A 26,096-nucleotide genomic window follows, 5' to 3' on the forward strand; every position below is an offset into this window, starting at 1 on the left:
ATTTCACTCTTTCTCATAATTTGATACACTAAAACTAGTCTCTAGGAAAGGAAGACTTTACATGATATATCCTTACAAAGAAAAAAAACCGAAAATTGCGAGTAGTGCTTTTATCGCTGACTATGTTACGATTACAGGCGATGTTTACGTTGGCGAGGAATCAAGTATTTGGTTTAATACAGTCATCCGTGGTGATGTGTCACCAACGATCATTGGAGACCGAGTAAATGTACAAGACCAATGTACACTCCACCAAAGCCCTCAGTATCCTCTTATCTTAGAAGATGATGTTACAGTTGGGCATCAAGTTATTTTACATAGTTGTCATATTAAAAAAGATGCTTTAATTGGAATGGGATCCATTATATTAGATGGTGCTGAAATTGGCGAAGGAGCTTTTATCGGCGCTGGAAGCCTCGTTTCACAAGGAAAGAAAATTCCACCAAACACGTTAGCTTTCGGTCGTCCCGCGAAAGTCATTCGTGAATTAACAGCAGAAGACCGTAAAGATATGGAGCGTATTCGCACGCAATACGTTGAAAAAGGTCAATATTATAAATCATTACAGAAGTAAATTTCCGCTGCCATGCGATTGGCAGCTTTTTTTTTATAAAATCTAACTTTTTCTTTACAAAACATTATTACTCCCTCAACAAAATCTTATTAAAATAAAAGCTAATATCTCCATATATATGTAAACGAGGGAGGAGAATTTTCATGAAGGTCAGTGGATTATATAAAATAGAATGTTACATTTTCAAAGGAATTAATCGCTACTTTGATCAAAAAACATTAAATATCTTTTTCAGCAATATTACTCATATCGGTGGCGCGACTTTCTCCATCGCACTCACACTTTTCTTTTTGATTTTCGCAAAGGGAACTTTGCATCAAGCTGCAATTGCAACTGCTATTTCTTTAGCAATTAGCCATATTCCTGTACAAATATTAAAAAGATGGTATCCACGAAAACGTCCTTATTTAACAATTCAGGATGCAAAATATCCAGTCCATCCATTAAAAGACCACTCTTTCCCGTCTGGTCATACAACAGCCGTTTTCTCTGTCTTCATTCCATTTATTTGCTATAATCCAAGCTTACTTGCTTTCCTATTACCGTTAGCATTATGCGTTGGTATTTCACGTATTTATTTAGGACTTCACTATCCGTCAGATGTATTCGTCGGTATGTGCCTTGGCACTTGCTCTGGCATCATCTCTTTTTATCAATTCATCCCACTTTTCACATAAAGGAGTGATATGATGAGAGTCGCCATTTTTACCGATACTTTTACGCCACAAGTTAACGGGGTTGCGAAAACGTTAGAGCGATTAACACGATATTTTCAGAAAGAACAGATCGCCTATTCTGTTTTCGCCCCTCAGCATACAGCTGAAGATAATTTTGTAGCGAATGTGAATAAGATGAGAAGTATCCCGTTAACAATATTATATCCAGAATGTCGTTTTTCTTTTCCTACTCCGCGCATTAAACGGGAACTACTTTCCTTTAAACCTGACATTATTCACATTGCCACACCTTTCAACATGGGACTTTGTGGATTGTATTATGCAAAAAAGTTAAACATCCCAGTTGTCGGTTCTTATCATACTGATTTCGATGCCTATTTACGTTATTACAAAATCGAATTCCTCTCCAATATGCTGTGGAACTATTTAAAATGGTTTCATAGTCATATGCAAAAAAATTTTGTACCCTCTCCTGAAACATTACATCAATTAAAACATAAAGGCTTTCAGGCCCTCTCTATTTGGGGACGTGGTGTAGATTGCAATCTCTTTCATCCATCTTACAATACAGACCTATTCCGAAAAAAATATAATATTACAGCGAAGTACGTCCTTTCCTATGTTGGACGGATTGCTCCTGAGAAAGATATTGATACGTTGCAAAATCTTATCGTTAAATCAGCACATACTCGAAGCGACATTCATTGGCTTATAGCAGGAGACGGTCCTCTAGCAACAAGTTTACGTGAAGCTGTTCCGAAAACAAATATCACTTTTACTGGCTATTTACAAAGTGCAGATTTAGCTGAAGCATATGCTTGTTCTAACATAATGGTATTTCCATCAGCTACTGAAACATTCGGAAATGTCGTACTTGAATCACTCGCATGCGGTACACCTGTTATTGGTGCAAATAGTGGCGGGGTTAAAAATATTATTACAGATGGAAAAACGGGAGTTCTTTGTCCGCCTAAAAATGAAGATGCATTTCTATCATCCATTTATTTTTTATTACAAAATGAAGAAAAACTTGAGCAGATGGGAATAGCAGCTTCATCTTTTGCGAAATCAAAGAGCTGGGATGAGATCTTTCGTAGCTTGCTTAACCAATATGAAGAAGTCCTTCAGCATAACGCATCAGAGTTGCTTGCTTAAATAGAAAAACTCCCTTCAAAAAAACGAAGGGAGTTTATTACATGGTCATAAATTTTAGTTTAATAAATGATACATAAGGTTAAGTATTGTTTTATTTCTATATTAATTATATCAAAAATAAACATAACTAAACAGACTTGTAATAAAAACCCATAAAAATTAATATATGGTTATACAGTATTTTAACTGTATAATGATTTTAAGAATTCCCCTTAAAATCAACTTACTCACATACCTTTATACAGCAATTGTTCCCCAATTCTGTATATCAAAAAAAACTTTCATTCATTTGAAAGGTCTTTTTGAGCCTGCCCATATTCTTCTTTCGTATTTACATTTATAAACCAATCCGCATTCGCTTGTACATCTTCTCCAGAAACATACTTCACATTACATTGTGATAAAAGCTGCCCCATACTTCTTTTTTCTTCCTGAAGTAAAGCATAAATCTTTTCTTTCACGCGGTTATGATACGCCGCAAGTAGCGGTTGTTTTCTTCCATTAATAATAGGTACAACCGCATCATATTCATTGTTCGTTTGCTCCAGTAAAATGGTAAACCATTCATGCGAAACATTTGGCGCATCGCAAGGCATAATAGCATACCAATCTGCTTCTATGTATTCCATACCTGATACAATGCCGGCAAGCGGTCCATTTCCTTTATAGTGCGGAATGTCTTCTATAACAGGTACTTGTACGAATTGCTCTACTCGCTCTTTTATATCAGTATGGCTAATTACTACAATGTCTTGCAAGGTATTTCCCATCACTTTCACAATATGCTCAACAAAAGTAGTTCCCTTCCAAATTGCTAACGCTTTCGGCTCACCGAATCTACTCGACATACCACCTGCTAATACAATTCCAGCATACTTACTCATTGGCGATGCAGCTCAAATGTAATATGACCTAATTCCGGTAAAATTAATTTATTCATCGCAAGGCGAACCGCTCCGCTAGACCCTGGCATCGAGAAGACTACTTTGCGCCCAATTGTACCACCAATCGCTCTACTTAACATTGCGCTGCTTCCGATATCTTCTAAATAACTAATCATACGGAACAGCTCACCAAATCCAACAATTTCTTTATCTAATAACGCTGATACTGCTTCAATTGTGACATCGCGTTTCGTAATACCAGTACCGCCATTTGTTAATATAACATCTACATCTTCCTTATGATAACCAGCTAACACTGCTTGCTGAATACTTTCTTTATCATCTTTTACAATTTCATAAGAAGTTACTTTATGTCCCGCTTCTTTTAACAATTCATGTAATAGTTGTCCGCTCTTATCTGTTTCTTCCGTACGTGTATCGGAAATCGTCACGATCTTGCAACGCACTTCTTTTGGAGCTTGTTTTTTATGTTCAGTTACACTCATTTTTTATCTTTCCTTTCTTAAAGACTTTTCTTCATTTTATCATACATACCTTTACACAATTATGTATGAAGCCAATCATGCGCCATGATACAATATAAGTATACTAACCCACAAAAAGGAAAGTGCACTTTCTTATACTCCTAGACTACACATCTTTAGCTACTCTTTATATTTTCTACATAATAGAATTCAATTTTAAAACTTGTACTAAAAAATAAATTGGAGGTCTACATAGTATGGAACTTTATAAAAAATTAACAACAACATTTATCCTCTTATTCATCGCTTCAATCACTGTCGGCTTTTCCTTAAAAGGCGCAATTCCATACGCTACATTAGTAAGCATTATATTCGCGACACTATTTTTACTAAGTAGTGCCTTTTGCGCAGGTAAAGCACGTCAAATGAAAGGTTGATTACATATGTTCCAGAAGAAACCAATCCTTTGTAAATCATGTGAAAAGGAAATACAAAAGGAGGACTTACATTGTTTAAATCAAACCGTATCCAGTTACGAAAGTTTTCCGAAGATGATATTCTAACATATTATAAATGGCATAATGATATAGACGTTATGAGTTCAACTACTCTCACTCTTGATAAATATTCCCTTCAAGACACAGAAAAACTTTGCCAGCAATTTATTCATTCTTCGGACTCTAAGAGCTATATCATTGAAGAAAAATCTACGCATCTTTCAATTGGTATTACTTCTTTAATTCATATTGATTCGTATAACCGAAACGCTGAATGTATTATTGATATTGGTAACAAGGATTACTGGGGGCAAGGTTATGGGAAGGAAGCTTTCACCTTATTATTGGATTATGCATTTTTAGAATTAAATTTACATCGCCTTTCTTTACGAGTATTTTCTTTTAACGATAGAGCAATTAAATTATATAAATCACTCGGTTTTCAACATGAAGGAACTTGTAAAGAAGCTATATTCCGCAATGGCAATTGGCATGACATTGAACTCTTCGCTTTATTCCAACGTAATTATAAATAAAAAAAGCTTTGCGCTCACCGCGCAAAGCTTTTTTTCATATATTATAGACCAGCTTGCTCTTTTAAAGCTGCTGCTTTGTCTGTACGTTCCCATGATAGATCTACATCAGTACGTCCGAAGTGGCCGTAAGCTGCTGTTTGTTTGTAAATTGGGCGACGTAAATCTAGCATTTTAATAATACCAGCTGGGCGAAGATCGAAGTTGTTACGAACTAGTTCTACTAATACGTCTTCAGATACTTTACCAGTGCCGAATGTATCAACTGAAATTGATACTGGTTGTGCTACACCGATTGCGTATGCAAGTTGTACTTCTGCTTTTTCAGCAAGACCAGCTGCTACGATGTTTTTCGCAACATAACGAGCTGCATATGCTGCAGAACGGTCAACTTTCGTTGCATCTTTACCAGAGAATGCACCGCCACCGTGGCGAGCGTATCCACCGTAAGTATCAACGATGATTTTACGTCCTGTTAAACCAGCATCACCTTGTGGTCCACCAATTACGAAGCGGCCAGTTGGGTTAATGAAGAATTTCGTTTCTCCATCCATTAATTCTGCTGGTACTACAGCTTTAATTACGTGCTCTTTTAAGTCGCGATCGATTTCTTCCCATGTAACATCTGGGTGATGTTGTGTAGAAATTACGATAGTATCAACACGTACTGGTTTACCATTTTCATCATACTCAACTGTAACTTGCGTTTTTCCATCCGGACGTAGGTATGATAATGTATCATCTTTACGTACTTCAGTTAAACGGCGAGCTAATTTGTGAGCAAGCGAGATTGGAAGTGGCATTAACTCTTGTGTTTCATTACATGCGAAACCAAACATTAAACCTTGGTCTCCTGCACCAATTGCCTCAATCTCAGCGTCAGTCATTTGACCTTCGCGTGCTTCTAGCGCTTGGTCAACACCCATAGCGATGTCAGCAGATTGCTCATCGATAGATGTTAAAACTGCACAAGTTTCTGCATCGAATCCGTATTTTGCGCGTGTGTAACCAATGCCTTGAATTGTTTCACGAACGATTTTTGGAATATCTACGTAAGTAGAAGTCGTAATTTCCCCCGCTACCAATACTAAACCAGTTGTTACAGTTGTTTCACAAGCTACACGTGCATTTGCGTCTTTTGATAAGATCGCATCTAAAATTGAATCAGAAATTTGGTCACAAATTTTATCTGGATGTCCTTCAGTTACAGACTCAGATGTGAACAGATGACGTTTTTTTGTCATGTGGTAAACCTCCCTACAGTAATTGTATATATTGTACGGAACTCATCCTTAATTTGCCACAAACTGCGACATACATTTATTCTCCCACACAAGCATACAGAAAAACCTTTCCTACTTTACATAGAGGAAAGGTTTAATTTGCTACTTGCATACTGCTTTTTGCCCTTCGCTCTTATCGTTCGAGACCTGTAGCCTCGCACAGGTTTTAGCACCTATTCACCTGCATTTATCAATACAAGTGAGGTTGCTGGGCTTCATCGGGCCTGTCCCTCCGCCAGCTCGGGATAAGAGAGTATCCGTCCCAACCTATACTAAAGAAATGATATTCATTTGTCAATTAATATTCACATTTTCCTGAAAGTTTTTCTCAATACGCCTGAAATGAAATATTAATAGGGAAATAATGCATTCACACAAACAAAAAGAAATAAATAGTATACATTATTTATATAATTGTGTTATACTCTTGTTGGGGATTACGAGAAATATTTCATTAAATGAAAAGGATGGTATATAAATATGAGTACTGTGAATGTCCAAATTGGTTTACACGAATTATTGAACGGAAGCAATGCACAGATTCAACTAAGTGTTCCGCAATTAGTGGAAAAAGTATTAATGCGAAATGAAGGGAAATTAACTTCTACTGGTGCCGTTTCTGCTTCAACTGGAAAATATACAGGACGTTCTCCTAAAGATAAATTTATTGTGAAAGAAGCATCGGTTGCTGACAAAATTGCTTGGGGAGCTGTGAACCAACCGATTTCTGAAGAACATTTTAATAAATTATATACTAAAGTTTTAGAATACTTAAAAGAAAAAGAAGAGTTATTCGTCTTCAAAGGATTTGCAGGCGCTGACCGCAATTACCGCCTACCAATTCAAGTTATTAATGAATATGCATGGCACAATTTATTTGTACATCAATTATTCATTCGTCCAACTGAAGAAGAATTAACAACTCATGAGTCAGGGTTCACAATTGTTTCTGCACCGAACTTCAAAGCTGATCCAGCTGTTGACGGTACAAACTCTGAAGCATTCATTATGGTTTCATTCGAAAAACGTATTGTACTAATTGGTGGTACAGAATACGCTGGAGAAATGAAAAAATCAATCTTCTCTATTATGAACTTCTTACTACCTGAACAAGATATTCTTTCTATGCATTGCTCTGCAAACGTAGGTGAAGAAGGCGATGTAGCACTATTCTTCGGTTTATCTGGAACAGGTAAAACAACATTATCTGCTGATCCAAACCGTAAATTAATCGGTGATGATGAGCACGGTTGGTCTGATAACGGTGTATTCAATATTGAAGGCGGTTGCTACGCGAAATGTGTAAACCTTTCTCACGAGAAAGAACCACAAATTTTCGATGCAATCACATTTGGATCTGTTTTAGAAAACGTTATCATTAATGACCAAACGCGTATCGCGGACTACAACGATACTACTTTAACAGAAAATACTCGTGCTGCATACCCTATGCATGCGATCGACAATATCGTACTGCCAAGTGTTGCTGGACACCCAAATACAATTATTTTCTTAACTGCTGATGCATCTGGCGTATTGCCTCCAATCAGTAAGTTATCAAAAGAGCAAGCTATGTATCATTTCTTAAGTGGTTACACTAGTAAACTAGCAGGAACAGAGCGCGGCGTTACTTCTCCGCAAGCTACATTCTCAACTTGCTTCGGTTCACCATTCTTACCACTTGATGCATCTCGCTACGCTGAAATGCTTGGTGAAAAAATCGAGAAACATGATGCGAAAGTATTCTTAGTAAACACTGGCTGGACTGGTGGCGAATACGGCGTTGGTAAACGTATGAACTTAGGTTACACTCGTGCAATGATTCAAGCTGCATTAAACGGTGAACTTGCGAAAACTGAAACAGCTAAACATGATATCTTCGGTCTTGAAGTTCCACTTCACGTACCAGGTGTACCTGACGAAGTGTTAATGCCTGAACAAACTTGGGCTGATAAAGCTGCTTACAAAGCAAAAGCAATCGAACTTGCAAATGAATTCAAAGCTAACTTCAAAAAATTCGACAGCGTATCTGAAGACATTATTAACTTAGGCGGTCCAATCGCTTAAATTAAAACTTTCTGTTGGAATAACCCTTTACTCATATGAATAAGTGTCGTGTAACCGTAAAGTTTCGCGTACTCACCGACAAAACCCAATGCGGCTTAACGGTTACACACACTTACATAAAAAAGAAGCTTACGTGAAAACGTAAGCTTCTTTCTATATCTTATATAAAGTGAAACGCTAATCTCTTCATCTGTGACCTAGATTATAAAATTACAGCTTCGAATATATACATTATATCCCTACTCACTACATCTCTCGGGTTTCACATCGTATGGGGCTAAAAAAGGCCCTGACCGCTTCTATTCGTGACTGGATCATCTATTCCATCTAAAAAGAAGTCTTTTATCTTTTTAGCTCTTTGTTAGTTCTTTCTCATCTTTCATGCTATAGTAACCTAAATTCACAACGATTAAGAAATACCCACCCATAATCCCTACTGCAAATGCCCACATAACCATGTGGTGCTCAATTTCGTACATAATAATAGCACCCAAAATGGCAGCTGCAAAACGGTTAAACATACCGAGTGTCGGTGCTTTCGTCTTCTTTACAATACTATCTCCAAGCTTCTCAATTCTTCTGCCTAAAAGCCAAACGCAATACATACTTACAATAAGCCCAATTCCAGCGCCTAAAAAGTGTGCTGAAAACGGTGTTAACATCCAACCTAGTAACAAAATACCTAGTATATAATACGATTGGATTTTAAATGATCTTAGTGACATACTAATCATGCTGTACCTCTCTTCATTCGTTCTTATCTATCCAACAAAAAATTTCTTTCAAATTCATATTCCTTACATTCATTTCATTCAAATTAAAAACAACATAAACAGTATGTTTATGTTGTTTAAATGTTTTTAGAAAATAATATTATACAAGATTTCAAACATCATATTCTCATATTTTGTGACGGTTTTTCAAACTTTTTTCGTCCATTTATGAAAAAAATGATATCAATCTATGAACATACGGATATGATGTAATAAGCACACAAATAAAGGGGGCGTCTAATGATTTATTTTTTAATGGCTCTCATTCACCTCATTATCCCTGCACTTATTGGACTTTCATTGTATTGGTACACGAAAAATCATAGCATTTTTTACGCTGTCCTCGGTGTTCTTCTTCCAGGTATTATTCTTATTACACTCTTCCGTATTCCATTTTTAAACTTAATTCCACTTATTACTGCTATCTTGTTTCTCATCTTCTTACCAAAAATAAAAAAATAGGAAAGCAGATCATAGGTGATCTGTTTTCCTATTTTGATATAGGTTCCCCTGCAATAGAATGAACTTTTACTTTCTCCGATTTCACAAACCATAGACCGACAAAAATGATAATTCCACCGATGATCTGTTGAAACGATACATATTCATTTGCCCAGACAGCTGCAAATAAAACAGCTACAAGCGGCGTTATATACATATATACCATCGTATGTGACGCCCCAATTTTTTGAACACCAACATACCACATTACTAAACCGAATACTGTTACAAAGAAAATAGAATATAGTAAAGCAAATAGTGTCATTCCGTGAGTAATGTGAAATGGCATGACAAATACATGTGGACCACTTAACAATAATAGCGGAATCGCACCCACTAATGCAGACCATGCAGTAACACGTAATGCTGAATATTTTTTAATTAATGGTCCTGCTAAAACAGGATAAAGCCCCCAGCATATTGATGTAATAAGTCCAATTCCATTGCCATAAAAAGAACTAGTAAGTGAATGTCCTGCTACTAAAACTAAGGCTGCACCAACAAAGGCAGTCATAGAACCGATTAACTTTCGAGAAGAAAACTTTTCTTGTTTCAAGAAAATCGCAAATGCAGTTGTAAAAATAGGTGAAATAGAAATGAGTAAAGAGGCATTTGTAGCGGATGTATATTTGACAGTTTCCATAAATAACGTTTGATACAGTACAATACCTACAACGCTAACGATAATTAATCTAGGTATATCCGTTCGCTCCATATAAACCGACTTTTCAATACAAAAGGTAAGGAGTAACAGAAGCGGTGCCGCCGCCATCATACGAAGTGCAGTAAACTCAATTGCTGTAAATTCTAAAAGTCCATACTTCGCAATTGTATAGTTAATCCCCCAAATAATAACAACACTTAAAATTAATAACTCAATTCCCCATCTTCTCATGCGTATCCCCTCCGCAAAGAAGATTATACAGAAAATTCAATCACATGTACATTTCATTATGTGAAAAAATCTTTTTATTATATGAAACGTTTTGGTAAATGAAATTATATCGGCGATTTTCTGAATATATCGGCGCAACTCCATTTATATCGGCGATTTCCCAAATATATCAGCGCAACTCCATTTATATCAGCGATTTTTTCAATATATCGACTTATCGACAATAATAGCGACTTATAAAATAAAAAAAGTGAGTCCAAAATACATTTTGGACTCACCTTTACTATACTCGAACGTGTAATTTCATATTTGGATTATAAAACTGGCTTGGGCTCTTCAACTGAAAAGTTCCTCCACCTTCATGCCAATCAACCGTTAACTTATCGTCCATAAATACAAGCTTTGTACGATCAGCGATAAAGTTCATTGTGCTTGATTCAATATCCACATCGCGCTCATCTTTCTCTGCTACAGCTACTAAATCGATGATTCCGCTCATAACACAACCGCAACCTTCATTATCATAAAATAACTTTATATATTTCGCTTCACTTGGAATCGTATCCATAATCTTTTTATATGCTGCTTCTGTTACAGTAACGTACATATGTTAATCTTCATCCTCTCTTCTCTTATCATTCATATATTGTATCACCATTTTTCTTAAAAGTTATATACAGAAAATTAAGACTAATATACAATGTATGTGATAAAGTTTCAGCAATCGAGCTTTTATGAGTAGTTCATGCAGGAGAAAGGATGTTTACTATCTGTGTTCAAACTACAACGATATCCCATGTTATTAGGTGTATTTAGTAGTTTCTTCATTTCTAGCGGAATGCTATTACAGCATGTACTTCCCTATTCTCCTTCTATTAGCTGGATTCTAGGTTTTATTTGTTTCCTATCCGCTTCTTATTTTGCTACGAAGAATACAAACAACTCATAAAGCAAGAATCATCTTAAGGAGGATTATCAAACATGCCAGCCTTAAAAAAAATAGAGCAATCACTCGATCACTTATTCCAAATTGAAAAATACGGAAAAGATAGTGCCTTTAGTCGATTTATCCCAGCCGTATATGATCCTATCAAATTTCCTTGGCAACAATTTTTCGAAGCAAATTTTGTAGATTTATTTAACGGCCTTATGATGCACGGATCTGAAAATGTAAACAAAGTATTTTTAGCTGTATTCCCTACAGATGACGTTCTTGAAACATTCATTTCACAATCCACACCCGGTGATTTACTCTTTATGCACCATCCCCTTGTAATGGAGTGCGGTGATCCGCTTGGAAGATCAGGCCGCGGTTTCTTACCAATTCCTGAAAAATATTTGCAAGGAATAAAAGAAAAACAACTTTCTATATATACATGTCACGTACCAATGGATTTTCATCAAACACATGGAACGAGTATTTCAATTGCAAAAGCATTAAACGCTACTGTAGTGGACGACTTTGCATATGGAGGTCCAGAACAAGAACCAGTTGGCCTTATTTGTGAAATAGATGAAACATCAACAGAAGCACTCCAAAAACATCTAAAACAACTCTTCCAAATTCCTTACACAGACTTCGAAGGTAAACGACATGATTCCATCAAAAAAATCGCAATTATCGCTGGATGTGGCGATGTTGTATCTTTAATGAAGGAAGCAGAAGAAAAAGGTGCTGAAGCATATATTACAGGAGAAATCCATTGCCATATCGACAATGATTACGGCAGACATAAATACTCGCTCATTATGGATTATGTAAAAGAAACGAATATGTCTCTAATTGGTGTGTCACACTCTGCCTCTGAATATTTAGTGAAAGAGACATTGATGTATGATTGGTTTAAAGAGAATTTTGATGTGGATGTTATTTTGCTTCCGCAGGAGAAATGGTGGCTCTAACACTATCATTTTTTAAATTTATATACACAATACAATCGACCACAGAAAAATAGATAAATGAGAAAGCACATGTACCTACGTAAATGCTTTCGTTGTGCCGAAAAACGAACCTACTGATAGCACCGACTTTACTGGTGCTACCAGTATTACAGCTGGAAACCTATTTTTTGGGGAGGATACAACCGCTCTTTATATTCATGCTGCAAGTGCTATATATTCTATTTTTCTAATTACTGATATATAGCAATTCATTTCATAAAAAAAGACCCGAAATTCGGGTCAACAAATAGAAATATAAATGAACTACAACAAATAACAGACAAAGCCATTATATATTTTTCATAGTAAAACATCCATTATTTTCTTTTTACACTATCAATATATTATTTTTCGTTATCATCCTCTTTTTTAGAACGTCTACCTAAGAAGAACACAAGAACTAATAATATAATTAGCAGTAGTACTCCGCCGATAATGTAATATAGTGTGTAGTCTTTTTTCGCTTCTACCGCTGTATCATTTAACTTATCAGCTGTCTTGCCTTCAATTGTAAATTTTTTTGTCCATTCCCATTTTTGATCGCCATCAGTAGCTTTCACTTCTACTCGGTACGTTCCTGGATCAAATGCTTTGTTTTCCCAGCTAATAGCGTAATCAAAGTTTGAGTTTGGCGCCATTCTTAAATTTTCTTTTTTCGCTTCAAATAAAACGTCCGTACCTTTTTCTTTATATATCTTTGCATCAACACTTAAATTTTTTAACATTGCTGGCTTTACGTTTTGTAAATTTGCAGTAACGACGTTACGCCCGTTAATTTGTGTTGGCTTTACTTCGTTTAATTTCATGTCTGGTTTTACTTCAGCATCTGTTTCTTTTAAAACAACACCAATTGCGTATGCATATTTATTTTCAATTTGCACACCTTCATCTTTTTTCTTTGCATTCTCATCTTCTTTTTCTTTAAAGTATAAACCACCTAGAATAACACCATCAAACGACTCACTTGGCATTACCAAGTTTATATCAACTGTCACTATGCTGTTAGCTGGGACTTTCGTTTCTTTTGGCATTTTAGCAATTTTAGAAAACGGATATTTCAAAGTAGAATCCGTTTTTGGTTCTACTGTACTATAATCTGTAATACCATTGCTATTCGTAATTGCTGTATTAGCAAACGATTCTACCACAACTTCTTTATTCGTATCATTTTTCATTTGGACTTGAATTGTTTGCTTTTGTCCAGGTTGCATTTTCAAATCAAAGTACGTTTGATTTTTATCAATTTGATTTTCTGGTATAACTGCTGTCACAGCAAATTTCATTTCAGCTGCATATACTGAAAAAGCGTTTATCATGAAGAATGTAATTAATAGTAAGCTAGTAAATAGTTTTTTTACCATCTCTTATGTAGTCCCCTTCATATCCATTTTATAGACAAGAAAGAGATAAGGTTAAAGCCATTCCCTTATCTCTTCTCATTTTCCTCTTTTATCTTAAAATTCCTCTTACCTACATAGGAGCGTCTGTTAGCTCCCAAGTTAGTGAAGTTGTGTATTGTGTTTGTTCTTTTTTCGTTTTACCTGGTACAGATAACTCTACGCTTTGTTTCGCTTCTGTTGCATCTTTACCGAACGTATTTACCCACGTACCCATACCTTGGTTTTCTTTTGCATCGATTAAATCAGATGCTGCACCACTTGGATTTAATGTGATAGATTGTTCTGCTGTTGGTGCATCGCTACCTGCATTTGATTTCAAAGCTGAATTTTTTAATGTTAATGCCGCGCCATCCAACACTTTATCATCTGCAGTTTTGAATTGACCATTTTGTTTTACTGTTAAATGCCATCCTGCATTTGTACCACGGTTATCTGTTACTTGAACGTAGTTTGGCACGTCAATTACAGAACCGTCTACTTTTTTCTTTACTTTATCTAATTCTGCAAAATAGATTTCGTTATTCCCTGATGCTTTTTGTGTTTTAAAGTTGAAGTTAGATACATAATCAATACTTAGTGGACCATCTGTACCTTTTTTATCTGGATCAACTGGATCTACAGTTTCATCTGGATTCTCTGGATTAACAACATCAATTTTATCTGTATTTTTCTCGAATTTAATGAATGCTTTTGAATCTAATTTCCCGCCATCTTTCTCAGCTGCAAATGCAGACGTCCCTACTGATACTGATGATAATGTTACCGCTCCAATTAATGCTAATTTTGCTAGTTTCATAGTTTTATACTCCTTTATTTTTAAAAATTCATTTATTCTTAATTTTCAATCTCACACAACCTTAGTTTGGTGTATCTTCTAAAGTCCAAGTTAGCTCAGCTGAATATTTCGCACCTTTTTCTTTTGCTGTCGTACCTGGTACGAATAAGCTCACACTCTGTTTACCTTGTTCTGCTCCTTTACCGAATGCAGTCGTCCAATCACCCATACCTTTATTCTTTGCGGCAGTAGTAATTTCCACCGCATCTCCACCTGGAGCTAACGTTACTTTATTTTTAAATGTGGTAGGTGCATATTGTGCATCAGTTACAGAATTTACAGCTAGATTACTTAAGCTTAAAGCTGCATTTGTTAACTCACTATTACCACTTTTAAATTGTGCATTTTGCTTTACTTTCAATTTCCATCCTGCATTTGTACCACGGTTATCTGTTACAGATACGAAGTTAGGTACTTCAACTGTTTTGCTCCCTTGTTTCACTTTGTCCAATTTTGCAAAGTACGTTTGATCATTACCAGAGATAACTTGCTCGCCGAAGTGTAAGTTAGAAACGTAGTTAATACTTAATGGACCTTTTGTTCCTTTTTCATGGTCACCAGGGTTCTCTGGTGTAACTTTTTCATTTGGATTTTCTGGATTGTTTGGATCTGTTGTGCTTGTATCTTCAATAAACGTTACATCTGTTTTAGATTTCATATTTGCTTTCTCTTCCGCAAATGCTGAAGTTCCTACTGCTGCAACTGATGTTAATGACACTGCACCGATTAATGCTAATTTTGCTAGTTTCATATGTACCTTCCCCTTTTCTCTGTTTTCATCTATTTTTTATTTTGAATACACTTGCTTTCCCCTAATTCTTTTGAATACATATAGAGATAAAACAATCGAAAACAATCCTATATATTGTTTGAAGTCCCGTGTCTGGCCTCCTGTTTTCGGTAAATATTTATCTCCATTTTTATTTTTATCAACTGTCTCTTTTTTTGTATTTATCTTTGTCGGATCAGTTGATGTATTTGGTGTATAGCTATTCGAAAATGTAATACCTGCTTTTGAATTCGCACTTGTAGCCGTTACTACATTTGCCATAAGAAACGGCACACATATAACTGTGGAAACGATAATACCAACTATTTTTTTCATTACTCTCTCCTTTCTAAAATTTATATATTTCATATATTTTTAGAGAGGAGCATCGGTTAATGTCCATTCTAGCTGTCCGGAATATTTTGTATTTGCTTTGACATTCGGCCCTGGTTTTACTTGTAAATGAATTCCCTCGTTTTCCTTCCAATTTAGTGAAACCTCCTCGTCGTTTTTAGAAGTATACGAGAATGCTTCTATACTAGAAGTACTTAAAGGTGTATCCTTTCCATTTCGTTTGTAAATCAATGCTCCTGTCAATGTGTCATTTTGTGCTGAAGTTAACGGTGTAATTTCCTTTACATATACACTCCATTTTTGCTTTTTAACACGATCATCAGTTACCTTTAAAGAGTTTGAAATCGCCTTCGGTGCGTATGTCGTTGTTTTCGATGGAATTGTTAAATCTCCAAAGGTAATTTCTTTTGGTACGTCTACTAACTTTAAAGTTCCATCAACAACAGTAACTGGAACTTGAATTTCCGCTTGTACACCTTGCTTCGTTTCAATTAAAACCGTTACAGTATGATTCCCTATTATTTTGGTATCCGGAATATTGATTAACTTCACTACTGATATTGGTTTATCTACATCCAAATTCGTATCTACAGATAAATCTGTCACAAATTTAGAAATATCCATTTTTGTTAAATCTGTTCCTTGCACTACTTTTTGTGGGACTGATTTCCCAGTTGGAATACCTTTATACCTTATTTTTGCGATTCCATCTCGATTACTATCTTGCCCATCCTTATCGCCATCTAAATAATTTTTAGCTGACACCGGTATTTCAAGATAACCACCTTTGTAATATTTCATTACATCGGCACCTTTTACAGGAGAACCTGTAATTGTCATCTCGTAAATTTTCCCGTTGAATTCTTCTGTTTTTAGCGCATTTTCTTTCGCAACTGCAGTGACTTTATTGTTTTTCCTATTAATATCAAAGAAGCTACTTACATCATCTCCACTCTCCACATCTTGAATGGAAACATCATTCACAGTAAAATCCTTATTCACTTCACTTTCTAATACAAAAGATTTCGCATAGTGAATATCTTTCGATTGAGCAGGCATATTTTGATATACCTTATAAGAAAGTTGACGGGAATTATCTTCCACAATATCTCCTATTACACTTGGAGCTGGAATTTCAATTTGTGTGATCGCTAATTGGTCGTATGCTACATTAACACCTGAAGCATTTAATCTAACTTCTAGCGGTAATTCTGTTAAATTATCAAATGTAATTGTCATATCTGCTTCTGGAGTAGCTACTGGGCCTGCTGTTCCAGAAAACTCTATTTTATTATTCCCTTTATCTTGATACCTAATTGAACTCGTATCATACACGTATAAATTCGTTAAATGACTACCATCATTACGCAACGTAACATTTTTATAACTATTTATCCTTTTAAAATTCCACATTGCCGTTAATGGTACTTTTTTACTTGTTCCGTGCTCATAAAATTCAAAGGAAGCATTATAAGTTTGTCCTGACCTTCCGTTCCCATATAATTGTAAAAAATTTTTCGCATCACCTTTAGTTATTGGTGTTTTAACATCTACAGATGAAGCTGTCATAGAGTGAATATTAATACGGACATCAATCCATTTCCCTTGATATTCACCAGCTTTTTTTACTAATACGTACTGTTCTCTATTTGAATTTCTAAATGTATATTGACTTTGACCAGTTCTGTCATCGCTACTACCCTTTACCTCATATGTTACTTGTGGGCTCCAAACAAATCTAAAAGCATATTTACCCGAGATAGAAGGCCCTTCACCTGTTCTATTATTTATTACCTTTACATTTGGATATTTAAGAATACTTGTAACAGGACTAGCAGCTAGTAGAGATTGGCTCTTTAATACCTTCTCAGCTTGAATAGCAGGTAATTCCTGATTATTTTCGTTGACCTTATTGCTCTCTTTTAATTCATTTTCCTTTGATACGAGTTCTTCATTAACCTTTTCTTTCGCTAAAGCCTTCGTTTCTTTTGGAATTTCAGCATTAGTAGCATTTATTTCTTGTTTCTTATTTTCTTCCGATACTTTCACTTTTTCACTGATTTCTTTTTTCACAACTTCCTCTGAAACCTTTGGATTTTCATCAGAAATAGCTACATGTAAAGCCTCTTTTTTCTCTCCAACATGCAGAGAAGGAGATTCAATTTTCTTTTCATTCCCTTCAAACTTCACTATCGGTTCAAATTTGTACTCTCCAGATTTTTTCATTTGAATGACTACATATACGTCACCGATAGAATTACTTTGTTCATTCTTTTCAATTTTTACAATGTGATCTTCTGTTACTGAAATGCTTTGAATCGCTTTATTGTTTTCGTTCATTTTTTTTGTTTCTGCTTCATTGAACAGCTGCTCATTAGATAATTTCAGCTCGATATTAGCATCTTGTTTATTTGTATTTGTAATCTTTAATACTACATTTTCATCAACTTTTATTTCTTGTTTATCCATATGAACGATAAAACGTCCTTGCTCGTCGTTTGTAATGGCATAAACTTTTGTTGCAGAGTAGTCTAGCACACCAATTTGTGTAAATAATATTCCTCCAGCGAGAAGTATACGGCCAAATTTCCCTATTTGATTTTGCAATGTACTTCCCTCCCTCACTTTATATGTACAGAATATTTCGAACATTTAATTTGTTATTCAGCTAAATTTACAAATCGTAATGTATATTCCTAGAAAATAAAAAGCCTGGTTGCCTTTTGGATTTTCATACATCACAACATGTGTGAAAATCCAAACTGCAACCAGACTATCATAGTAATTTTCATTACCTTAGACTCTTAGCTTTGCGACCTATTCTTTCAAATAGTGTGCCCATTCATTTTTTCTTTTTGAGACAATAAAAAATCCGGTTGCCCCTTCGATTTTCATACATCTCAACATGTGTGAAAATCCAAACTGCAACCAGACTATCATAGTAATTTTCATTACTTTAGACTCTTAGCTTTGCGACCTATCCTTTCGAATAGTGTGCCAAATATAGGTATTTATTTATCGTGTTTTGAATATACCATTAAAACCCAAAAAAGAAAATAGTTTTTTTAGAAAAAAACTATTAATTTTTATAATCTGAATTTTTCTTAGGAAATCCATATTGAAAACTTTCAACAAACATTTTGATGTTAGAAACACATCATACATTCTTTATCGATAAAATGAGATTTTTACTATACACAAATAGCGAGATAAAATAAAAAAACATCACTTCCAAATAAGTGATGTTTTTTGTAGTTAATGCAGTGGTAACATAACTTCAACCGTCGTTCCAACCCCAACTTCACTTTCAAAACTCATTTTACCGTTGTGGTCTTTAATAATTTTTTCTGTAACTACTAAACCTAGACCAGTTCCTGTTTCTTTCGTTGTATAAAAGGCTTCATTTAACTTTGGAATTTTATCTTTCGGAATGCCGCATCCCTCATCTTTCACTTGAACGATGATTCCATCTTTTACAGTAACTTTAATCGTAATTGTTCCGCCAACTGACATTGCTTCAATTGCATTTTTGATTAAATTAAAAAAGACCTGTTTTAATCGTTTTTCATCACATATAATTGATGGTAAGTCTTTACTGTAAATACCTTGTATGTAGACTCCTTGTTTTAAAGCTGGCTTTTCCATAACTCGAATAACATAAGAGATAATTTCTTGTATGTTATGAGTTTCTGATTCTAGTGATTTAGATTTCTCAAATCCACTAAGTTCTGTAGCAATTATATGAATCCGATCTACTTCTTGTTTCATAATATCACTATAAATTTTATCCTCTGGATGCTTGTCTGCTTGTTTATTCACAAGTTTTTTTAAGTTTGCTAAAGGTCTTCTAATCTTATAACCAATAACCGTTGCCATCTTTCCAACAGCTGCTAGTTTTTCTGTCTGTTTTATTTCTTTGTCCATCATCTCAAGCGTACGAACGTAAGACTGAACCCTTAAAAATATAATCCAACATATGATAGTAAATACGCTATATAATGCCATTGGGATTAAAACGAGAGAAGATTGAATAATGATTCCTGTAAGAGCATACTTTCCGATAAGTATCGCTGGAACTAACCAGAAATATCTTTTATTCACAAAGATTGGTGCAAACAAAATAAAAAATCCTTCTACTATATTTCCACCGTCAAATTCTGCATCGCTACCATAATAAATCATAATGTTATGGATACAATCTAATACATTATAGCCAATTAGAATAATATACTTTACCGCAAAAGCATTCTTCCATTTCATAAAGTATATTCCAATGCAAAACAATACCACCATCAAAAAGTAAAGCCATAAACCTAAACCATCTTCAAACTCTCCTACACCTTCTTGCTCTCCACCGATTAACGGTACGATAAATTCATAGGCAAGATCATATACGAAAAATATAATAAAAAATAAACTTAAAAATGCTTTCAGCGCCTTTATTTCTTCATTTTTAAATATATAGCCTTTATTCATATGGTAACTCCTAGCTTTTCTTCCACTTGGATTTCAGTATTTCCACACTTCCTTGGGAGAATGATGTCTATTCTCGTTCCAGTATCTTTTTCACTTGAAATATGCAACTCACCAAGGTGCTCGGCGACAATTCGATTCGCTACCGTCAGTCCCAGACCAATTTTATCTTGTTTCGTTGTATAAAAGGCCTCTGTAACACGGGGTAAGTTTTCTTGCTTAATACCATGACCATTATCGATCACACTGATCATTACATATTCTTTCCCTTTATTTTCTAATTGTAAATGTAATATGCCACCTTGTCCCATTGCCTCTAAAGCATTTTTTATCGTATATAAAAAGACTCCTCTTATTTTTCGTTCATCACATTCAACTTCTATTGTTTTTTCTTCCACATTAGAAATAAACTGAATGTTTAATTCATCTATTTTTTCATGAAGACTTGTTATTACTTGTAATACAATTTTTCCTACATCATGTTTCTTATAAATAGAAGGTTTGCATGTAGCAACTTCCATTAACTCACTTATCATATTATTCATATTTTCTATTTCAAAAATCATACGTTTATAAATAGGATCCTCTTCATGCTTCTCTCGTTGTAATTGCGTAAATCCTTTTAATGAAGCAAGTGGATTTTTAATTTCATGTCCAACCGTCGCTGCCATTTTTCCGATTACTGCTAATTTTTGTGATTCACTAGCAATCGCAATACTTTCCTTTACAGCTGAAAGATATTGTAAAAATCGGTTTAAAATGATATATGCAGCTATTAACATAAGTGTATACATAATAAGGAACATAAATGCTTTTACTTCCTCTAATACAAATAAATAAATTAAATATTTTCCTACAATAGAGGAAAGTAAAAACACATAGAATTTTTTATTTAAAAATATAGGTACAAAGAAAATGAGAATAATTTCTATTATATTTGTCGCATCAAACGCCGCCTTATTATAAAAAACATACGAAAATATATTAGCGAGTTCTATCCCTATGTATGCAAATATCCATGCATATTTAACAAGGTTTGCCTTCTCTTTTTTCATTAAATATATATTCACGCACAGTATTGCTACTCCGCAAATAACTTGCCATATTATATTGTATCCCTTATCCATTATTGATTTATCTTCTAATACGATTGCATAGAAAATTTGATATACAATAACAATGACATATAACACCCATAAAAGGATTTTTGCATTTCTTTCTTCTTCTTTATATGATAGAAAACTTTCTTTCACTTCAACACCCCTTCAAAATAATATCTCGAAGAATACCATTTATTATAATAAATGATTTTCATAGACAAACAAAGATAAATCGAACATTTGAGGAAAATCGTACCAAAAACACAATATATTTAGACTATATACAGAGCATAAAATCTATGATCATTAATACGTATATTATGGGAGGTGTTTTTTATGGATGGCAAAAAAAATAAAAAGACCGAACAACTCCAATCTTTTACGCGTGAAAACGAAGGAAAGGAAATGACAACAAATACAGGTGTTAAAATTTCAAACAATGAAAACTCTTTAACTGCCAGTGATCGTTTCCGAACGCTTAGGCATAGTGCAGGGAACGCCAAATGGACAGTGGGAAGTAAATTATATTTTCTTAACAAGCTCACCACTCCTTTATGATGGATGATCATTTTCTTAACAAAGTAAGTTCATTTGTCGTAGAATCATATAATCACTTTAAGCCGATTGGCTCCTTCCAAAACGGCTCTTCTATTATTCAATCTTTAAATATCGAAGGAAAGCCTGGTATTTTAATAGAACAAGACCCTACAAGGCTAGCAAATGAATTTATTAAAGCTATGACAAAACAACGCTTTTGGGATAGAGCATATTCATAAAATAGGGGGAAATTTATGTTTGTTACTGTCGAGAAAGATGTGCATATTTTTGTTCAAGACGTTAATCCTGGGCCAGGTAGTAAGACTGTTTTCTTCGTTCACGGATGGCCTTTAAATCATCAAATGTACCAATATCAACTCAATGTTTTACCAGAGCATGGCTTTCGCTGTATCGCCATGGATATACGAGGGAATGGACAATCTGATAAGCCATGGACTGGTTACACGTATGATCGATTAGCGGATGATATCGCAATTGTTCTGGAAGCACTTCAAGTAGAGAACGCTACATTAGTCGGTTTCTCAGTTGGTGGTGCTCTTTCTATTCGCTATATGTCTCGCTATAATGGGCGCCGCATTTCTAAGCTCGCATTAATTGACGCTGTCTCCCCCTCTTTCGTTAAAAATCAAGAGTCCCCTTACGGTGTACCGAAAGAACAAGCAGATGCTCTCATTAATCAAATGTATGCTAATTTACCAAAATTTTTAAATGATGTATCTTTATCCTTTTTTAATAGAAACTTAGGGGCTGCAACCCTTGAATGGTTTTCTTATCTCGGTATGCAGTCCGCTTCTTATGCCCTTATAAAAATTTTACAAGCAGCTGCAAATGAAGATGTAACGAAAGATTTAAATAAAATTAACGTCCCAACAAAAATCTTCCACGGCGTTCACGACCAACTAATTCCTTACAAAAGTGCCGAGCTTACGCAACAACGAATTAAAAATTCTCAGTTACATGCTCTTACAAATAGTGGTCATGGTTCACCAATCGATCAAGCGGATGAATTAAATAAAGAACTGATAAAATTTTTACATGCATAACAACTGCAATACAAGAACGAAAGTTAATACAATCGATTTTTCACAAAACATAAAATTCACATATTTCTCACAAATACACAAATAAAACGATTACATTTTCATATATACTAAATGTACAAGTAATACTCCCTAAACCCAGCTTGTCTGGTTACCCCGTTAAATACTATGAAAAAAGAACTTGTATCGTTATACAAGTTCTTTTTGTTTCTTTTATTTAAAGAGGATATCTTTACTATATTGATTTCCAACGAGTAAATCATATTGAAGCATTTTATATTGCTCTAACATTTCTTTTTGTTTCTTTGTTAAATCATTGATTACTTCTCCATTTTTATCAACTTTTAATTCATCTCTAAGCACTGGTATTTCCTTGTAAAGTTCCGATAAAAATTGATAAAATAAGGATTTATTTAATCCTGCATAATCAAAAATAAGATTAGAAAAATGAATTGGGCTTACTAAACCTAAATTATCATTTGGCATATCAAAGTTTGCATACATTAATAGCGGTGTTTGCGCCATCGCTAAACGTTCATTCGGTGTTTTTTCATTCGTTATATACCCATTTTCTTTATAAAAAGATTTATTTGTTCCTAATGATGGAAGATGATCTCCAAAGAATACTAATAATGTAGGTCTATCAAAATTATCTAGTTGCTCTATTAAATATTGAAGAGCCTCATCTGAACGTCTTAATCCTTCTGTATACGTCTCTAATTCTCCCTTTGATTCTTCATTTTCTAGACCACTAATTTCGATTAGGTTTTCACCAAATCGGCCCTCTGTAAATGGAAAATGATTTTGCATCGTAACTGCATGAATAAATGTAGGTTGTTTTTGTTTCTCTAACTCAGCAATTATCTCTTTACTCATCGCTAAATCACTAATATAATCTCCATCAATATCCACATTTTCCATCGTGTCCTCTGCATTAAACTTATCAAACCCTAACACCTTATATACATCATCACGTTTAAAGAATGTGCGACCAAATGAATGAATTGCACTTGTATAATAACCTTCTTTTTTCAACGCTGTAGGGATTGATGGAATTTCTTTCTTATTTGTAATAACCTGCTGATATGGTATAGAACCTGGCTTTAACAAACTCATTGAATAACTTGTTAATGCCTCAAATTCAACGTTCGCCGTATTCCCCCCAAATGTAGGAGAAATAGTTTGTCCACCAGGAAAGTTTTCTATATAATGATGTAAATTTGGTACAGGATCTTCACTAAAAGAAAGGTTAGTTACTTTCGTCGGATCCCAAAACGATTCACTCATTACAAAAATAATATTCGGTTTTTCTTTTTTATTTTGGCTCCCTATATTTCCACTATATTGTTTTTTTATATCGTTTGCTATTTGAAGCATATTTTCTTTAGAATAATTTTTTGGTTTTTCCATAACTGTTGTATCTAAATTGCTAATAAACCCAAGTACAAAACCATTTGAAGCATAGTTCTCATTTTGATTCCACAAAACAAAATCTACACCTGATTTTTGAAATACTTTATTCATAAATGTATTCGCAAAATTACCATACGCATATAGAACAAAAATAGATCCTACTACTAATAAGGCTCTTATTCCTAGATGAATCTTTACATTTTGAATATACCTTCTCATATATATCCCTGCTACAATACAAGCTACGATACTTACGATAATGACAAAAATATAACTCCAACTAAAATAGTCCATCACCATCGGTATAACAGATTGCATATGCGTAATTTGTGTGAAATCAGAAGGATATAACGGATCACCTCTGAAAATAAGCTTCAAATAATTCACAATACATAAAATGACTAACGTACAGCTCGTTAAAACCATACTTAGAAAAACCTTACCTATTAAATTATATACAAGAATATATATTGCATAAATTACTACAAAACTTAATATAAACTGCATATTATAAAAGTAAATCCAATTCATTGCCTCTATGAAACTCATATTAACTTGCATGACAATATAAAATAACGCTACTGTATGAGCTAGCAAAAATAATATAAAATGCACTCGTAGGGATGCTCTAAGTATAGACATCTCTTTTTTATTGAAATGCGTAATATAAAACGTTATGCCCCATATGAAAATCATCATAACACTTAAAATAAGCTTTTGATTTAAATGATCTTTCATCATGTCTAAATTAAAAACCTTTAAAATCATAAACAGCATAGTTATTACTAATAAAGTCACCATACTACTTATAATGCTAGAAATTAATATATTTCTTTTTGGAAGATGAAAAAGTGTAAAACCAAACTTCAATTCATTCCCTCTTTTCTATGTATTAATTTCACCTCGCATCGAAAAAACTATTTGTATTAAAATAACATATTTCCTATATTTCGTCTGCAAACTTGCTTCTACTATAAATATATTTCCTTAATACTTCCTTAATCAATAGTTAAATTGTGGCATACAAATTACTCATTCTTGAAAAACTTAATTTCAGCACTCCACTTTATGATATAATAACTATTTTTTAGAAATCCTTAATGCTATTAAAGATTCGACATGAAAATACGAAAGAATTAATAAACAAGCGTTGTACGTTTTTAACAACTATTACTATAACGAAAAGAACCCGCCACAAGACAGGTTCTTTTCGTTATTTTATGATAAAAGAGAAGATGATTAGCATGTGTATTATATAAAAGGAAGCAGCCATATTTTCCATACGATACATACGAGTACTGTAACTACAAAATCAAAAAAATCTAATCTCGGGCCTTTTTTTCATATTCATATGTAGCCACATATGAAACCATTTTATTTTTGTATATTTATGGATGTTTTTCTTTACAAATCGGTAAATAAGCATTTGCATAATAAAAAATCCGGCCACAAAAATAAATAATAAGATGAGAAATCCAATCACAAAATTCCTCCTATTTTTGTAGCGTTTTTTCTACTATCCGATTTTTCAAAACCCACTCTTCAAACTGGGCACTTCCAAATTCCCAACTAAGATCGCGAGCATGTACAGAAAAAACGTAATAACCGGCATATTCATCCATAAACCTACCTAACTCTACATCGTCTTTCTGAATACCGTATACTCCAAAATTAAAATACACATCCCATACGTCTTCATTCTTCCTCTTATAAGCAATCGATTCCATATCACATTCTGTCCCGAAATAATCAAGATGTAAATGTACGCTATCATCGTATTCGTACTCCATTTTATCACCCCTTATATTTGTACTTCTTTACCTCCAAAAAAATTCCTGCTATCTACACTCACATATGGGCACTTACCTACATATCATGCTTGTAGAGTG

General features: G+C 34.2%; 25 protein-coding genes, 2 pseudogenes and 3 riboswitches. Of the genes and pseudogenes, 11 read left to right on the forward strand and 16 right to left on the reverse strand.

What is annotated here, in order from left to right; genetic code table 11:
* Positions 1 to 61 precede the first annotated feature (61 nt).
* The 3 genes from DN399_RS23355 (at position 62) to DN399_RS23365 (ending at position 2,406) form a co-directional block, all read left to right on the forward strand.
* Positions 62 to 574, forward strand: coding sequence for a gamma carbonic anhydrase (locus DN399_RS23355; RefSeq protein ID WP_000640188.1), 513 nt, complete (start codon positions 62 to 64; stop codon positions 572 to 574).
* 143 nt (positions 575 to 717) lie between these two features.
* Complete coding sequence (locus DN399_RS23360; RefSeq protein WP_000868582.1) at positions 718 to 1,251, forward strand: phosphatase PAP2 family protein; 534 nt, start codon at positions 718 to 720, stop codon at positions 1,249 to 1,251.
* A 12-nt stretch (positions 1,252 to 1,263) separates the two neighbouring features.
* Positions 1,264 to 2,406 carry a glycosyltransferase family 4 protein gene (locus DN399_RS23365; RefSeq protein ID WP_149149957.1) on the forward strand — a complete coding sequence of 381 codons (1,143 nt, stop codon included), beginning with the start codon at positions 1,264 to 1,266 and terminating at the stop codon, positions 2,404 to 2,406.
* A 281-nt stretch (positions 2,407 to 2,687) separates the two neighbouring features.
* Here the strand turns inward: DN399_RS23365 and DN399_RS23370 are convergent, their stop codons facing one another.
* Positions 2,688 to 3,290 carry a molybdenum cofactor guanylyltransferase gene (locus DN399_RS23370; protein WP_000049595.1) on the reverse strand — a complete coding sequence of 201 codons (603 nt, stop codon included), beginning with the start codon at positions 3,288 to 3,290 and terminating at the stop codon, positions 2,688 to 2,690.
* Positions 3,287 to 3,796, reverse strand: coding sequence for a MogA/MoaB family molybdenum cofactor biosynthesis protein (locus DN399_RS23375; RefSeq protein ID WP_000117123.1), 510 nt, complete (start codon positions 3,794 to 3,796; stop codon positions 3,287 to 3,289). The genes DN399_RS23370 and DN399_RS23375 overlap by 4 nt, the downstream gene beginning before the upstream one ends.
* 236 nt (positions 3,797 to 4,032) lie before the next feature.
* On the opposite strand from DN399_RS23375, the gene DN399_RS23380 reads away from it, so the two are divergent.
* Positions 4,033 to 4,212, forward strand: a complete 180-nt coding sequence (locus tag DN399_RS23380; protein ID WP_000424797.1) for a hypothetical protein — start codon at positions 4,033 to 4,035, stop codon at positions 4,210 to 4,212.
* 71 nt (positions 4,213 to 4,283) lie between these two features.
* A complete protein-coding gene (locus tag DN399_RS23385; protein ID WP_149149958.1) occupies positions 4,284 to 4,808 on the forward strand; it encodes a GNAT family N-acetyltransferase in 525 nt (174 codons plus the stop codon).
* A gap of 41 nt (positions 4,809 to 4,849) precedes the next feature.
* Here the strand turns inward: DN399_RS23385 and metK are convergent, their stop codons facing one another.
* Positions 4,850 to 6,049, reverse strand: a complete 1,200-nt coding sequence (metK, locus tag DN399_RS23390) for a methionine adenosyltransferase (protein WP_000163123.1) — start codon at positions 6,047 to 6,049, stop codon at positions 4,850 to 4,852.
* 169 nt (positions 6,050 to 6,218) lie between these two features.
* Positions 6,219 to 6,340: riboswitch (SAM riboswitch) on the reverse strand.
* A 228-nt stretch (positions 6,341 to 6,568) separates the two neighbouring features.
* Here metK and pckA point away from each other — a divergent pair.
* Positions 6,569 to 8,155, forward strand: a complete 1,587-nt coding sequence (gene pckA, locus DN399_RS23395; RefSeq protein WP_000108815.1) for a phosphoenolpyruvate carboxykinase (ATP) — start codon at positions 6,569 to 6,571, stop codon at positions 8,153 to 8,155.
* A gap of 350 nt (positions 8,156 to 8,505) precedes the next feature.
* Here pckA and DN399_RS23400 read toward each other — a convergent pair whose 3' ends face one another.
* A complete protein-coding gene (locus tag DN399_RS23400; protein WP_000624926.1) occupies positions 8,506 to 8,889 on the reverse strand; it encodes an ATP synthase subunit I in 384 nt (127 codons plus the stop codon).
* Between the two features lie 279 nt (positions 8,890 to 9,168).
* Here DN399_RS23400 and DN399_RS23405 point away from each other — a divergent pair, with 279 nt between their 5' ends.
* Positions 9,169 to 9,390: a hypothetical protein gene (locus tag DN399_RS23405; RefSeq protein ID WP_000639042.1), complete on the forward strand. Its 222-nt coding sequence runs from the start codon at positions 9,169 to 9,171 to the stop codon at positions 9,388 to 9,390.
* Positions 9,391 to 9,418: 28 nt separating this feature from the next.
* On the opposite strand, the gene DN399_RS23410 is transcribed toward DN399_RS23405, so the two are convergent.
* On the reverse strand, positions 9,419 to 10,324 hold the full coding sequence (locus tag DN399_RS23410) for a DMT family transporter (RefSeq protein ID WP_001255411.1): 906 nt from the start codon (positions 10,322 to 10,324) through the stop codon (positions 9,419 to 9,421).
* A 283-nt stretch (positions 10,325 to 10,607) separates the two neighbouring features.
* The gene (locus DN399_RS23420; protein ID WP_000289570.1) at positions 10,608 to 10,931 is read right to left on the reverse strand and encodes an iron-sulfur cluster biosynthesis family protein; all 324 of its coding nucleotides are present in this window, start codon (positions 10,929 to 10,931) and stop codon (positions 10,608 to 10,610) included.
* A 374-nt stretch (positions 10,932 to 11,305) separates the two neighbouring features.
* On the opposite strand from DN399_RS23420, the gene DN399_RS23425 reads away from it, so the two are divergent.
* The gene (locus tag DN399_RS23425) at positions 11,306 to 12,226 is read left to right on the forward strand and encodes a Nif3-like dinuclear metal center hexameric protein (protein WP_001111125.1); all 921 of its coding nucleotides are present in this window, start codon (positions 11,306 to 11,308) and stop codon (positions 12,224 to 12,226) included.
* 383 nt (positions 12,227 to 12,609) lie between these two features.
* Here the strand turns inward: DN399_RS23425 and DN399_RS23430 are convergent, their stop codons facing one another.
* The 7 genes from DN399_RS23430 to DN399_RS23460 form a co-directional block, all read right to left on the reverse strand.
* Positions 12,610 to 13,626 carry a WxLIP family cell surface protein gene (locus DN399_RS23430; RefSeq protein WP_149149959.1) on the reverse strand — a complete coding sequence of 339 codons (1,017 nt, stop codon included), beginning with the start codon at positions 13,624 to 13,626 and terminating at the stop codon, positions 12,610 to 12,612.
* Between the two features lie 109 nt (positions 13,627 to 13,735).
* Positions 13,736 to 14,461 (reverse strand): WxL domain-containing protein, encoded by a 726-nt coding sequence (locus DN399_RS23435; protein ID WP_149149960.1) that lies wholly within the window; start codon positions 14,459 to 14,461, stop codon positions 13,736 to 13,738.
* Between the two features lie 61 nt (positions 14,462 to 14,522).
* Positions 14,523 to 15,251 carry a WxL domain-containing protein gene (locus DN399_RS23440; RefSeq protein ID WP_006924840.1) on the reverse strand — a complete coding sequence of 243 codons (729 nt, stop codon included), beginning with the start codon at positions 15,249 to 15,251 and terminating at the stop codon, positions 14,523 to 14,525.
* A 36-nt stretch (positions 15,252 to 15,287) separates the two neighbouring features.
* Positions 15,288 to 15,605, reverse strand: coding sequence for an EF2685/EF0750 family sortase-dependent surface protein (locus tag DN399_RS23445; RefSeq protein ID WP_006924838.1), 318 nt, complete (start codon positions 15,603 to 15,605; stop codon positions 15,288 to 15,290).
* Positions 15,606 to 15,644: 39 nt separating this feature from the next.
* A complete protein-coding gene (locus tag DN399_RS23450) occupies positions 15,645 to 18,230 on the reverse strand; it encodes a WxL domain-containing protein (protein ID WP_149149961.1) in 2,586 nt (861 codons plus the stop codon).
* 153 nt (positions 18,231 to 18,383) lie between these two features.
* A riboswitch (cyclic di-GMP riboswitch) is annotated at positions 18,384 to 18,472 on the reverse strand.
* Between the two features lie 71 nt (positions 18,473 to 18,543).
* A riboswitch (cyclic di-GMP riboswitch) is annotated at positions 18,544 to 18,632 on the reverse strand.
* 246 nt (positions 18,633 to 18,878) lie between these two features.
* Positions 18,879 to 20,099: an ATP-binding protein gene (locus DN399_RS23455; RefSeq protein ID WP_001032627.1), complete on the reverse strand. Its 1,221-nt coding sequence runs from the start codon at positions 20,097 to 20,099 to the stop codon at positions 18,879 to 18,881.
* Positions 20,096 to 21,349 (reverse strand): ATP-binding protein, encoded by a 1,254-nt coding sequence (locus DN399_RS23460; RefSeq protein ID WP_149149962.1) that lies wholly within the window; start codon positions 21,347 to 21,349, stop codon positions 20,096 to 20,098. Before DN399_RS23460 ends, DN399_RS23455 begins: the two co-directional genes overlap by 4 nt.
* Before the next feature lie 183 nt (positions 21,350 to 21,532).
* On the opposite strand from DN399_RS23460, the gene DN399_RS23465 reads away from it, so the two are divergent.
* From DN399_RS23465 to DN399_RS23475, 3 genes and pseudogenes are all read left to right on the forward strand, one after another.
* Positions 21,533 to 21,754, forward strand: coding sequence for a catalase (locus tag DN399_RS23465; protein ID WP_149149963.1), 222 nt, complete (start codon positions 21,533 to 21,535; stop codon positions 21,752 to 21,754).
* Positions 21,654 to 21,972, forward strand: a pseudogene (locus DN399_RS23470) (type 1 glutamine amidotransferase family protein); the annotation flags it as partial. The gene DN399_RS23465 and the pseudogene DN399_RS23470, both read left to right, overlap by 101 nt.
* Before the next feature lie 15 nt (positions 21,973 to 21,987).
* Positions 21,988 to 22,797, forward strand: coding sequence for an alpha/beta fold hydrolase (locus tag DN399_RS23475; RefSeq protein ID WP_000498278.1), 810 nt, complete (start codon positions 21,988 to 21,990; stop codon positions 22,795 to 22,797).
* Between the two features lie 210 nt (positions 22,798 to 23,007).
* On the opposite strand, the gene DN399_RS23480 is transcribed toward DN399_RS23475, so the two are convergent.
* The 3 genes and pseudogenes from DN399_RS23480 to DN399_RS23490 all read right to left on the reverse strand — a co-directional run bounded on the left by DN399_RS23480 (position 23,008) and on the right by DN399_RS23490 (position 25,997).
* Positions 23,008 to 25,077, reverse strand: coding sequence for an LTA synthase family protein (locus tag DN399_RS23480; protein WP_149149964.1), 2,070 nt, complete (start codon positions 25,075 to 25,077; stop codon positions 23,008 to 23,010).
* A gap of 381 nt (positions 25,078 to 25,458) precedes the next feature.
* Positions 25,459 to 25,690: pseudogene (locus DN399_RS23485) on the reverse strand (hypothetical protein).
* A 10-nt stretch (positions 25,691 to 25,700) separates the two neighbouring features.
* The gene (locus DN399_RS23490) at positions 25,701 to 25,997 is read right to left on the reverse strand and encodes a DUF3986 family protein (protein WP_000455580.1); all 297 of its coding nucleotides are present in this window, start codon (positions 25,995 to 25,997) and stop codon (positions 25,701 to 25,703) included.
* Positions 25,998 to 26,096 lie beyond the last annotated feature (99 nt).

This window comes from Bacillus sp. AR4-2 (assembly GCF_008274865.1).
In the GTDB taxonomy this organism is placed as follows: domain Bacteria; phylum Bacillota; class Bacilli; order Bacillales; family Bacillaceae_G; genus Bacillus_A; species Bacillus_A cereus.

Excerpts from the sequence above, each read along its gene's own strand:
- pckA (WP_000108815.1), top strand. The coding sequence starts at position 6,569 with ATGAGTACTGTGAATGTCCAAATTGGTTTACACGAATTATTGAACGGA.
- DN399_RS23425 (WP_001111125.1), top strand. The coding sequence starts at position 11,306 with ATGCCAGCCTTAAAAAAAATAGAGCAATCACTCGATCACTTATTCCAA.
- DN399_RS23355 (WP_000640188.1), top strand. The coding sequence starts at position 62 with ATGATATATCCTTACAAAGAAAAAAAACCGAAAATTGCGAGTAGTGCT.
- DN399_RS23365 (WP_149149957.1), top strand. The coding sequence starts at position 1,264 with ATGAGAGTCGCCATTTTTACCGATACTTTTACGCCACAAGTTAACGGG.
- DN399_RS23435 (WP_149149960.1), bottom strand. The coding sequence starts at position 14,461 with ATGAAACTAGCAAAATTAGCATTAATTGGAGCGGTAACATTATCATCA.
- DN399_RS23420 (WP_000289570.1), bottom strand. The coding sequence starts at position 10,931 with ATGTACGTTACTGTAACAGAAGCAGCATATAAAAAGATTATGGATACG.
- DN399_RS23490 (WP_000455580.1), bottom strand. The coding sequence starts at position 25,997 with ATGGAGTACGAATACGATGATAGCGTACATTTACATCTTGATTATTTC.
- DN399_RS23430 (WP_149149959.1), bottom strand. The coding sequence starts at position 13,626 with ATGGTAAAAAAACTATTTACTAGCTTACTATTAATTACATTCTTCATG.
- DN399_RS23360 (WP_000868582.1), top strand. The coding sequence starts at position 718 with ATGAAGGTCAGTGGATTATATAAAATAGAATGTTACATTTTCAAAGGA.
- DN399_RS23455 (WP_001032627.1), bottom strand. The coding sequence starts at position 20,099 with ATGAATAAAGGCTATATATTTAAAAATGAAGAAATAAAGGCGCTGAAA.
- DN399_RS23380 (WP_000424797.1), top strand. The coding sequence starts at position 4,033 with ATGGAACTTTATAAAAAATTAACAACAACATTTATCCTCTTATTCATC.
- DN399_RS23440 (WP_006924840.1), bottom strand. The coding sequence starts at position 15,251 with ATGAAACTAGCAAAATTAGCATTAATCGGTGCAGTGTCATTAACATCA.
- metK (WP_000163123.1), bottom strand. The coding sequence starts at position 6,049 with ATGACAAAAAAACGTCATCTGTTCACATCTGAGTCTGTAACTGAAGGA.
- DN399_RS23375 (WP_000117123.1), bottom strand. The coding sequence starts at position 3,796 with ATGAGTGTAACTGAACATAAAAAACAAGCTCCAAAAGAAGTGCGTTGC.
- DN399_RS23475 (WP_000498278.1), top strand. The coding sequence starts at position 21,988 with ATGTTTGTTACTGTCGAGAAAGATGTGCATATTTTTGTTCAAGACGTT.
- DN399_RS23410 (WP_001255411.1), bottom strand. The coding sequence starts at position 10,324 with ATGAGAAGATGGGGAATTGAGTTATTAATTTTAAGTGTTGTTATTATT.
- DN399_RS23445 (WP_006924838.1), bottom strand. The coding sequence starts at position 15,605 with ATGAAAAAAATAGTTGGTATTATCGTTTCCACAGTTATATGTGTGCCG.
- DN399_RS23465 (WP_149149963.1), top strand. The coding sequence starts at position 21,533 with ATGGATGGCAAAAAAAATAAAAAGACCGAACAACTCCAATCTTTTACG.
- DN399_RS23370 (WP_000049595.1), bottom strand. The coding sequence starts at position 3,290 with ATGAGTAAGTATGCTGGAATTGTATTAGCAGGTGGTATGTCGAGTAGA.
- DN399_RS23405 (WP_000639042.1), top strand. The coding sequence starts at position 9,169 with ATGATTTATTTTTTAATGGCTCTCATTCACCTCATTATCCCTGCACTT.
- DN399_RS23400 (WP_000624926.1), bottom strand. The coding sequence starts at position 8,889 with ATGATTAGTATGTCACTAAGATCATTTAAAATCCAATCGTATTATATA.